This is a genomic window from Paenibacillus artemisiicola, assembly GCF_017652985.1.
GTDB classification, from domain to species: Bacteria; Bacillota; Bacilli; order Paenibacillales; family Paenibacillaceae; genus Paenibacillus_Z; species Paenibacillus_Z artemisiicola.
Genome location: NZ_JAGGDJ010000045.1, coordinates 34,416 through 45,509 on the forward strand (window position 1 = coordinate 34,416; position 11,094 = coordinate 45,509).

Sequence of the window (11,094 nt, forward strand, 5' to 3'; positions counted from 1 at the left end):
TCCACGCCGACAACTATTATACGAGTGTCTTTAGTTGGGGAGTGGGTCATATGATGCGTATGCGCAGAGCAGTATCCTTTATTATTGCGGCCCTGTTGGTGCTGCAGGTTGCGATCGGCGGCCTCGCCGCCGGACCGAAGCGGGCGGAGGCGGCGACGAGCGGACCGGTCATCGCCAATATCTCGCCGCTGCCGAGCACGGCCAACGTGCCGACGAACACGAATTTGAAGCTGACGTTCGACGAGAACGTCCGCAAAGGGACGGGCAGCGCGACGATCCAAATTCGCAAGCAGCTGGACAACGCGTTGTTCGAATCGTATGTCGTCGCGACCGACAGCCGGGTCTCGATCGGCACGGGGGCCAACCGGAACGTCGTGACGATCTCGCCGAGCTCGAACTTCGCGCTCAATACGAGCTATTACGTCACGATCGACGCGGGCGCGTTCGCGAACGAAAGCAACAATGCCAACTTCGCCGGCTTGACGAGCGCGGTCGGCTGGAGCTTCACGACGGTCGCCGCGGCCGATACGACGGCTCCTGCCTTGGCCGCGTCCAATCCGTTCTCGCCCGCAAACGGCGGAACGGCGGGCGTCGGCACGGCGTTGAAGCTGAGCTTCAACGAACCGGTCTTCGCGGCCAGCGGCTCGATTACGGTGCAGAACGTCGGCCAATCCTGGGATAGTCAAGTCATCAGCGTCAATTCCGTCGGCGTGAGCGGCAGCTCGACGTCGACGATCAACGTCACGCTGCCCAATGTACTGAACGGCAGCAGCACGTATGAAGTCAGCGTGCCAAGCGGCGCGTTCCAGGACGCGGCCGGCAATCCGTTCGGCGGCGTCGACGGGTCGAGATGGCACTTTACGACGACGGCGCCGCCGCTCGGCACGCCCGTACTGAAGCCGGCGGACAACGCCTACTCGGTCAGCGTGACGACGAATCTTGTTTTGAGTTTCCCCGGCGCGGTGGCCGCCAATACGGGGATGATCACCATTAATAAAGTCGCCGACAATACGACAGTGCAAAACATCGGCGCGAACTCGGGCAGCGTGTCGTACGTGCCGAACGCGTCGACCGGAGGAACGGACGTCGTCATCGATCCGCCTTCCGATTTGGCGCCGAATACCGGCTTCTACGTGCTGATCGACGCGGGCGCCTTCAAGGATGCCGGCGATTCGTCGAAGCTGTTCCAGGGCATCTCGGATGCGCGGGCTTGGAGCTTCGTTACGGATCCCGGCAACGATACGACGCCGCCGACGCTGCTCGCGGACCGGAAGCCGCTCGGCACGCAGGCGACGAGGACGGTCAGCCTGGAGATGAATTTCTCCGAGCCGGTCTATCCGGGCACGGGGAACATCGTCGTTCGCTCGCTGCCGTCGGGCAATGCGTTCGCGAGCATTCCCGTAACGTCTTCGAAAGTCACCGGCGGCGGCACGACGAAGATCACCGTTACGGATACGAGCAAAACGTATGCGGACAACGCGCGGTACTACGTCGAAATCGGCGGGCAAGCGTTCTCGGACGCCAAAGGGAATTATTTCGCCGGCTTGTCCGGCTCCAGCGCGTGGTCGTTCACGGTGACGCAGGATAGCGACAAGCCTTCGCTCGTGCTCCAGGTACCGGCGAATGGGGCGCAGAACGTACCGCTTCAGGGCACGCAGCTGGAAGCGACGTTCAGCGAACCGATCATGCTGGGCACGAGCGGAGCGGCAATCACAGTCAAACGGGTGAGCGGCACGGGCAATTCGCCGCTGACGACTACGTATGCCATCGATCCGAACAACAACCGCAAGCTCCTGATCACGGTGAACAGCACGATGGCGGGCAACACGGACTATTATGCGGAAATCTCGCCGGAAGCGGTCACCGATCTGGCCGGCAATGCGTTCGACGGGATACTGAACCAGTACGGCTGGGCGTTCCGGACGTCCGCTTCGTCGTACGGCCCTCCGACGGTAACTAGCGCGGCGCTCGTCGGCACGAACAAAATCGCGATCACGTTCAACGAAAACCTGGACACGCGGGATGCCGCAAAGCCGGCGACGGCGAATTTTTACGTAACAGTAAACACCGCGGCGCGCGCGGTCACGGACGTGGCCATTAGCGGCCGAGTCGTGACGCTGACGCTGCAGAGCGCGGTGTCCTACGGGCAGGTCGTCAAGGTATCCTACTCGGCCGGCTCGAATCCGATCAAGGACCTGGACGGCACGGCGGCGGCGAGCTTCTCGGGCATTAACGTCACGAACGTGCCGGACACGACGGCGCCTTCCCAGGTGAGCGGCTCGCTGAACGGCACCACGATCGTACTGACGTTCAGCGAAGAGATCGCGCAGGTCAACTCGTATGCCTATGCGCAATTCTCGGTTTACGTCGACGGCAGTTACCGCTCGGCCACGTCTTATTCGAGCTCCGGCAACGTCGTCTTCCTGGCCTTCAGCGGCGCGGCGCCGGCGTCGGGACAGACCGTATCGGTCTCTTATTACGCGCAGTCTTACCCGCTGCGCGACTTGGCGGGCAACGCGGCCGCCAACTTCAGCAATTTCTACGTGCAGAACGGAACGGACCGGAGCGCGCCGGCGCTGCAATACATAACGGCCGCGGGCTCGCTCGTCACCCTCGCGTACAACGAAGCGTTGAACACGGCGCTGACGCCGCCGGCGGCGTCGTTCTACGTCACGGTCAACGGCGCGTCCCGGTCGGTCTACAGCGTGAACGTCAGCGGTTCGCAAGTGCTGCTGTCGCTCTCGACGGCGATCTCGACGGGCGATTCCGTCGTGGTCACCTATGTCGGCGGCACGCCGGCCATAACGGATCTGTACGGCAACGCGGCCTCGACGTTTAGCAGCATGCCGGCCAACAACGGCGGAACCTCGTCGCTGGTCCTGAACGGCATTATCGCGAAGGGCGGCACGGTCACCGTCAGCTTCTCGGCGGCGCTGAGCGCGAGTTATCCGGCGTCGACGTCGCAGTTCTCGGTCAAGGTCAACAACGCGTCGCGCCCGATTTCGAACGCTTCGGTCAGCGGGTCCAGCGTGGTCTTGTCCCTGTACACGCCGGTCGCGATCGGCGATGCGGTGAAGGTCAGCTATAGCAACGCGGGTCTCGGCCCTCGCTCCGTCACGGGCGTTCTGCCGGCTTCGTTCACGGAGGTGGGCGCCGCTAACCAGACGACCTGGGCGGATAATACGTCGGGCGACTACGAGGCGGCGGAAGGCGGCGGCTTGGGGATCAAATCCTCCGCGGCGCTCACGACGTCGACGGTGTCCCCGGCCGGCATTCCGGCGAACCAATACGCCCTGACGGCCGAGAAGGTCACGGCCGCCTACAACGCGGTAAGGTCCGTCAGCGGCACGGTGCCGCGCGTGGTCTTCACCGTGCCGAGCACGGAAAACGCCGCGATCGTCGCGCTGCCGCTCGGCGCGCTCGAGGACGCCAAGAAGCTGGCTTCCAACGCGTCGATCGGCGTGGCCTATAAGGCGGTTACCTACGACATCCCGCTCAGCGCGCTTAATTTCGCGCAGCTGGCGCAGATGATGAACGCGGCCGGGGCGGTCGGCCAGCTCGTCGTCTCCATCGACACCAACGCCGGTTCGCTGGCTTCGGCGCTGAACGCGCAGCTGAGCAGCGCGGGCGCCCTGTCGCTCGTCAACCCGGTCAGCTTCCAGCTGGCGGTGACGAACAACGGCCAGACGAAGCCCGTCGACAACCTGAGCGGCTACGTCACGCGCACGATCAAGACGCCCGCGAACCTCGACGGGAAGCAAGTGGCGGTCGTGTGGCTGGATCCGCAGACGAACAAGCTGTCGTACGTGCCGACGCAGGTAACGCAGGCGAACGGTCAATCCGTCGTCACGTTCAAGCGCAAAGGCAACAGCGTCTACGCCGTCGTGAAAGGCGCGGCCAAGTTCACCGATCTGGCGAAGCATTGGGCCCGCAACGACATCCAGCTCCTCGCGAACAAGTATATCGTCGAAGGCAGCACGCTCACGGCGTTCGCCCCGAACAAAGCGATCACGCGCGGCGAGTTCGCGATGTTCATCGCGAAAGGGCTCGGACTGACGGGCGACCGGTCGGCGGCGGCGAAGTTCAAGGACGTCAACACGTCCACGGCGCTCGCGGCGTACATCGGCGCGGCGGCGACGTCCGGCATCGTGCAGGGGATGACGGACGGCAGCTTCAAGGCGAACAATCCGATCACCCGGGAAGAGATGGCGACGATGATGGTGCGCGCGGCGGCGGCGGCGGGCGTTCAATACACGCTCAAGGGCACCGCGGCGGACACGTTGAAGAAGTTCGCCGACCGCGGCAAGATCGGCACGTGGGCGCAGGCGGACGTCGCCAAGGCGGTCCAGGCGGGCATCATCGCCGGCCAGACGGCGACGTCGTTCGGCGGCAAGAACAAGGCGACGCGCGCCGAGGCCGCGGTCATGGTGAAGCGGCTGCTGGCCAACGTGGATTTCCTCGATATCTAGCTAATTATCAGCTATCCGGTCGAATCGGCTCGGATAGCTTTTTTTTGTCGGTCGAATGCTGTTGATAGGACTCTTCTATCAGACGTAACTTTTCCAGCGGTTTCATAGTCTAACCTACTAGACTTTGAGATGGGAGAGTTGCAGGAGACATGCGAGACGAACAGAAACCGAACCGGGTGCCGGGCAAAGCCGGCAGACGCTTGCTGCTATGGACATTGGGGGCGACGCTGCTGGCGCAGCCGCTGACGATCGCGGTGCCCGCCTTCGCGGCGGCCGCTGGAGGCGGCACGGGCACGAACGTCGTGCAGGCGGCGGTGAAGCAGCTGGTGCAAACGAACGCGGAAATGATTACGTCCGGCGCGAAACGCGTCGATTATACATGGGTAAGCAAGGCAGGGGCAAAACCGTCGTACGTGCACGTCATCGAGGTGGATTTGACGAATCCGTACGTGAAGCTCGACGTCATGAACGGCAAGGCGGGTTCGGTGACGAGCGTCGGCTCCGTGGCCAACATGGTCGGCCAGACCGGGGCGGTCGCGGGCGTGAACGGGGACTATTTCAATACGGCGAGCGGCAAAGGCAATCCGATCGGCGCGGAGGTGACGGGCGGCCAGCTCGTAACGAGCCCTTCGCAGCTGACCGGCATGTACGCGTTCGCGCTGACGAACGATCATAAGCCGACGATCGATACATATGGTTTTGAAGGGGCGGTCACGGCGGCCGACGGTTCGGCTTTCCCGCTGTCCGGCATCAACAAGGCGGCGTACAAGACGGAGCCCGACAACGGCTTCAGCCACGCCAACGCGATGTACATCTACACGGGCGCCTGGACGCAGTCGAGACCGGACGTGAGCGACAGCTCCACGACGCCGACGGAGGTGCTCGTGCAAAACGGCGTGGTCACGCAGTTCGCCGACAATGCCATGATTACGGGCGCGATCCCGGCGGACGGCATCATTCTGCGCACGCACGGCAAAGCGGCCGAGTACGCGCGCGCGCATCTGCAGGTGGGGGCGCAGGTCGCGGTCAATTATAACCTGGTCGCGCAGTCGACCGGCCAGAAGATCGACCCGAATCAGCTGCAAATGCTGATCGGCGGCCATACGATTCTGGTCAACAACGGCGCGGCGGCGGCCTTCTCCCGCAGCACGAGCAGCATCAGCCCGAACAGCGACCGCGCGCGCACGGCGCTCGGGTATTCGAAGGACGGCGCCAAGGCGTTCATCGTCACCGTGGAGGACAGCGGCAGCAGCCTCGGCGTGACGCTGGCGGAGCTGCAGCAGATCATGGTGCAAGCGGGCGTCTGGAAAGGGATGAACCTGGACGGCGGCGGCTCCACGACGATGATCGCGCGCCCGCTCGGGGAGACGGCGGCGCAGCTGGCGTTCCCGACGGAATACGGCGCGACGCAGCGGCTCGTCGCGAACGGGCTCGGCGTCTTCTCGACGGCGCCGGCCGGCACGCTGATGGGCATCAAAGCCAGCGGCAGCAGCGTGCTGTTCGTCGGCCAGCAGGCGTCCTACGCGATGAAGGCGTACGACAACTATTACAACCCGATCGATCCCGGCACGCTGCAGCCGACCTGGCAGGTCGGCTCCGCGCTCGGCAGCTTCTCGGGCAATACGTTCACCGCGGCGAAGGCGGGCTCCGCGACGATCACGGTCAAGTCCGGCGCGGTCAGCGACAAGCTCCCGGTCGAGATCGTGAGCGGCGCCGATATCGCCTCGATGACGATCGGCGCGGGCTCGCTCGTGCTGGAGGCAGGCAAGTCCATGGCGCTTCCGGTCAGCGCGACGCTGAAGGACGGCCGCCAGCTGACCGTTCCGGCGTCCTCAGTCAAATGGGAGCTGCGCGGCTTTACGGGCGCCGTGAACGACGGCACGCTGACGATCGGCGCGGTGAGCCCGACGGCGAAGGCCGGGTACGTCATCGCCCGCTACGACGGATTTTCGACAATGGCCGTGCTTGCGACGGGCGCGGATAAAAAATTCGACGATTTCGAGAACCAGACCTATCCAATTTCGTTCCAAGGTACGAATGGTGTAGGTGGGACGGCCTCGGTCGTGTCGGGACTGCCCGGCACGAATAGTACGAGCGTCGTGCAGCTGCAGTACGATTTTACCAACGGAAGCGGGACGAAGGCCGCTTATGCCGTCCTGAACGGCACGGGCCGGAAAGTGGACGGCAGCCCGTCCGGCATGAGCATCGACGTCATGGGCGACGGCAGCCTCAACTGGGCGCGCGCCGAGTTCATCGACGGCAAGGGAGCGGCGCACCTGATCACGCTGGCCAAGCAAGTGGACTGGACCGGCTGGAAGACGATCAAGGTCAACCTGGCGGCCGAAGGCATGCCCGCGCCGGTCACGCTGAAGCGCCTGTATGTCGCGTCGCTGGAGGACGGACAGGACGAGCGCGCCTTGACGGGCGCGATCGGGTTCGACAACGTCGCGTTCCAATACCCGGCGCTCGCGCCGGAGCCGCCGCGCGAGAAGATCGGCCTGAAGATCGGCTCGAAGAACGCGACGGTCGCCGGCAAGGCCTACAAGCTCGACGTGGCGCCGCTGCTGCTGGACGGCACGACGTACCTGCCGCTTCGCTTCGTGACCGAGGCGATGGGCGCCCAAGTCGATTGGGACGCCGTGCTGAAGCGCGTCTCCGTGCTGCGCGGGAGCCAGCTGATGGATATGTGGGTCGGCAGCAAGGAGTATGTGCTGAACGGAGAGCGCAAGCAGTCCGAAGTCGCACCGATGACCCGCAGCGGACGTACGCTGGTCCCGATCCGGCTCGTTTCCGAGCAATTGGGCCTAGTTGTAAATTGGGATGGAAAAATGGGCACGATTACCGTCGAATGATATGGATGCCTGCCTCTGAATCTATGCTATGATAGATTTAGTAGATTAAGCAGAAAGTGGGCCGTTATCGGATGGATTTTCGCGTAGACGATATCGATCGCGTCATAAAGAACGCCGTCTTGGTCATGGAGGACAGCAAGTATCAAATCTTCGAGATCTGCGAATCGGCGCGCAAGGAAATGTATTCCCTAAGCCAGGAACTGAACCAAGTGCTGGCCGAAACCGGGGAAATCATCGACAAAGTCGACAAGCTCGAGCTCGACTACCGCAGGGCGAGGATCCGGCTGACTGAAGTTAGCCGGGACTTCGTCCGATATAAAGAAGAGGACATCAAAACGGCGTACGAAAAAGCGACGCAGCTCCAGCTGGAGCTGATGATGTTCCGCGAGAAGGAAACGTATCTGAAGGCCCGGCGCGACGAATTGCAGAAGCGGGTCCGCAACGTGGAGAAATCCATCGAGCGGGCGGAATCCATCGCGTCCAAAATCAACGTGGTGCTGGAGTACTTGGCAGGAGATTTGAACCAGGTGACGCGCATTCTGGAATCCGCCAAGAACCGACAGCAAATCGGGCTCAAGATTATTTTGGCCCAGGAAGAAGAGCGCAAACGGATCGCGCGGGAGATTCACGACGGTCCCGCCCAGTCCCTTGCGAATATAGTGCTTAGGACGGAAATTGCGGAACGCATGCTGATGAAGCAGGAATTTCAAATCGTGCAGGACGAATTAATAGATTTGAAAAGCCAAGTGCGTTCCGGCATCGAAGAAATTCGCAAAATCATCTTCAACCTGCGGCCGATGGCGCTCGACGATCTCGGTCTAGTGCCAACGCTTCGCAAATATATTCAAGATTACGAAGAAAAAAACAAGATTCGAACGCGGTTCGAAACGATCGGCAAGGAGCTGCGGCTCCCGTCGGCCATGGAAGCCGCCATCTACCGCATGGTGCAGGAAGCGTACAGCAACGCGTTCAAGCACGCGAATCCGACCTATGTGACGCTCGAAATGACCTACCAGGCGCAAATGGTGAAAATTGTCGTCAAGGACAACGGAGTCGGGTTTCATCCGAATCAGATCGAGTCCAAGGCGAAGAACAGCGCGCATTTCGGTCTGATCGGCATGCGAGAGCGGGTTGAACTGCTCGAAGGGAGGATGGAGATCGAATCCGCAATCAACGAAGGCACCAAAATCACGATCCATATCCCCATCAACGCGGAATCTAGAAAGGAGTAACTAACGAATGGAATTCAAAGCTTCGAGCGGCAAGCGCAAAATCAAGGTCCTGATCGCGGATGACCATCAGCTGTTCCGCGAAGGGCTTAAGCGGATTCTGAATATGGAAGACGACTTGGAAGTCATCGGCGAATGCAACGACGGCATCCAAGTGCTGGAATTCTGCAACGAGAACAAGCCGGAAGTCGTCCTGATGGACATCAACATGCCGATCGAGAACGGCGTGGTGGCGACGGAACGGCTGCGGGACATTTTCCCGGACGTGAAAGTCATTATTCTTTCGATTCACGATGACGAGAGCTATGTCTTCGAGACGCTTCGCAAGGGAGCAAGCGGCTATCTCTTGAAGGACATGGAAGCCGAAGCGTTGGCGAATGCGATTCGATCCGTCGTAAACGGCTATGCGTACATCCATCCGAAAGTAACGGGCAAACTGATCAACCAGCTTCGCCGCATGACGTACCTCGACGAGATCGGCTCGACCTCGGGCGCGGCGGCAGCGCGCGAAACCGGCGTCAAGTTCATCCCGAGCGAGGACAATCCGCTCACGCGCCGCGAGGCCGAGGTGCTTCGCTTGATGGCGGAAGGCAAGAGCAACAAGATGATCGGGGAATTCCTCTTCATCAGCGAGAAAACCGTTAAAAACCACGTCAGCAGCATCCTGCAGAAAATGGAAGTCGACGACCGCACGCAGGCCGTCATCAACTCCATCAAGTTCGGCTGGGTTACGCTTTAAGTCAGGCATACATACGATCGAAGAAGGCTTCCGCTTTGTGCGGGAGCCTTTTTTGCGCGCATGCGGGGAGGCAGGATGGGAAGCGGTTGAAAGGGGATGGAAGGAGCCGGAAGGAGCGGGAAGTGCGGGGGCATTACGTCTCCGGCCGCTAAAAAAACGAGGGCCGGACGGGGGGCCGCAGATTGGGCCGGCTCGTCCTCGGCGCTCCGTAACCTCTGGGCGCGGCGCGGCATATGATGTCACAAAAAGGAGGTGGACGCCTTTGATATCGGTGCTGTTATGGATCGTGGGCTGCTACGTGCTGGCGGCGATCGTCGTCTACGTCTGCTCGGCTTTTCGCTTGGGCCGCGAACGAAGCGTCAAGCATTACGTGCTCATCGCCGGCAACGAAGAACCGCGGATGGAATGGTATATGCGTTCGCTTCGCCGATTCTCGCACCTGACCGGGACCGACGTGAAGGTCACCGTCGTGGATAACGGCTCGCAGGACGATACGATACAAATCGCGCGGGCGTTCGCGAAGCAGGGGATGAACGTGCAGGTGCATGGCGGAAGTCGTCTGCCCGCGGATGCCGAAGGCAGGCCCGCAAGCGAGGCGAAAGCCGGGGAAGGCGCCGATGCCGCTGCCGATACGCGTGCGCTCGGGGGAGAAGAAGCGACAACGGGAATTGGACGCTCCGGAAAATGGAAACGGTTTCGTCGGGGCGCGAAGCCGGCGGGCAAGGACGGCAAGCCGTTCGAGCCGACGCACCTGCTGTGGATGCTGCAGGCGGAAGGCGTCGTCTCCGCGAAGGAGCATGCGGTGCTCATCGATCTGCGCGACCCGGCGGATTTGTCGAAGCTGCCGTTTTGAGGCGGTGGCGGACGGCGACCGCGGGGCATGCGGTTGGCTGGAGGCCGAACCGTTGCGCAGCGGAGGAGGGCGAGGTATAATCGACACAACTGAAGATCGAAACGCGTGAAGCACACCCGTTCGACTGCCGGAAGGCGGTCGGGGTGTGCTTTTTTGGCGTTTTCGGGACGAAGCCGAATGGAGGATGTTGACGATGAACGTGACGGTATACGCGGCGGCGACGCCCGCCGGCTCATGGGCGGGCTGGACGATCGCGCCCGAAGTGGATTTCGCGTACTGGTTGGACGCCGGTTATCGGGCGGAGGCGGAGCGGGCGGCGATGCGGTGGGATTGCGAGCGGCGCGGAGCTGAAGCGAGCTGGGCGCCCGATGAGGCGGGTGGGCGGGCGGCCGCGAGCGGGATTCGGGAGAAGCAAGGAGCGGGAGACGCGCCCGATGGCCGGTTCGGAGCAGAGGAGGCGAGTCTTGGGACCAGCGAGGCGGAGCGGGCGGCGATGAGGCGGGGCAAGGAGAAGCGAAGCGAGGAGGGGACGCCGGTGGGCCGGTTCGGAGGAGCGAGTCTTGGGACGAGCGAGGCGGAGCGGGCGGCGATGAGGCGCGACAAGGAGAAGCAAAGTGAGGATGGGACGCCGATGGACCGGTTCGGAGGAGCGAGTCTTGGGACGAGCGAGGCGGAGCGGGCGGCGATGAGGCAGGACAAGGAGAAGCAAAGCGAGGATGGGACGCCGATGGGCCGGTTCGGAGACGGAACGGTGCATCGTGCGAGGAGCGAGGCGGAGCGGGCCGGGGAGGGAGAGGGCGGGCGCCCCGGGGATGCGATGGGCGGCGAGACGGTGCGGCTGGTCGCGTGGCCGGTGCCGCTCCCGCTCGGCCACGCGCTGCAGGTCGCGGCGCGCTGGCCCGGCGGGCGTCTGGCGGGCGGGCGTCTGGAGGCGGCGTTGTCGCGCCTCGTC

At 62.7% G+C, this 11,094-nt stretch carries 6 protein-coding genes; all 6 read left to right on the plus strand.

What is annotated here, in order from left to right; all coding sequences use genetic code 11:
* The first annotated feature begins 50 nt into the window (after window positions 1-50).
* Window positions 51-4,469 (plus strand): Ig-like domain-containing protein, encoded by a 4,419-nt coding sequence (locus tag I8J29_RS27955; protein ID WP_208850641.1) that lies wholly within the window; start codon window positions 51-53, stop codon window positions 4,467-4,469.
* A gap of 149 nt (window positions 4,470-4,618) precedes the next feature.
* Entirely contained in the window at window positions 4,619-7,321 is a 2,703-nt protein-coding gene (locus I8J29_RS27960) for a stalk domain-containing protein (RefSeq protein ID WP_208850642.1), read from the plus strand.
* 71 nt (window positions 7,322-7,392) lie between these two features.
* The gene (locus I8J29_RS27965) at window positions 7,393-8,553 is read left to right on the plus strand and encodes a sensor histidine kinase (RefSeq protein ID WP_208850643.1); all 1,161 of its coding nucleotides are present in this window, start codon (window positions 7,393-7,395) and stop codon (window positions 8,551-8,553) included.
* Between the two features lie 7 nt (window positions 8,554-8,560).
* A complete protein-coding gene (locus I8J29_RS27970; protein ID WP_208850644.1) occupies window positions 8,561-9,289 on the plus strand; it encodes a response regulator transcription factor in 729 nt (242 codons plus the stop codon).
* Window positions 9,290-9,560: 271 nt separating this feature from the next.
* The gene (locus tag I8J29_RS27975; protein ID WP_338113306.1) at window positions 9,561-10,142 is read left to right on the plus strand and encodes a glycosyltransferase family A protein; all 582 of its coding nucleotides are present in this window, start codon (window positions 9,561-9,563) and stop codon (window positions 10,140-10,142) included.
* Between the two features lie 193 nt (window positions 10,143-10,335).
* Window positions 10,336-11,094 (plus strand): hypothetical protein (locus I8J29_RS27980; RefSeq protein ID WP_208850646.1); only part of this gene is annotated, 759 nt, incomplete at its 3' end.